At 38.8% G+C, this 273-nt stretch carries 1 pseudogene; it reads left to right on the top strand.

The window, feature by feature from the left end:
- Nucleotides 1-152: 152 nt before the first annotated feature.
- Nucleotides 153-273 (top strand): annotated as a pseudogene (locus tag AC0L27_RS41335) (hypothetical protein); the annotation flags it as partial.

The raw sequence follows: 273 nt of genomic DNA, 5'->3' as shown, positions 1-273 counted from the left end.
TAGCAAAAACATCAAGAAGCCAGTCCACACAAAAACCTTACATTAACGCTGGTTATGTTTAGGGTGGCGTATATTAAGGTTTTTTATGAATTGTGACAGCTTTTTACCATTAATAGGTATGACTATTGCGGCACGTTATTTTTACACTGGTTATAAAAGTTCATTTTGCCGAGCAGGATATTAATGATTTAAAAGAGATTAGCGCCACCCTTGAACGGGTACTAAATCACCCTGACGAAACGCAAGCCCGACGCTTAATGACGCTGGAAGATA

Source organism: Bradyrhizobium sp. Ken51 (genome assembly GCF_055807435.1).
Note: the sequence above shows the minus strand (reverse complement) of the source record. Positions and strands in the feature narration are given on the sequence as shown.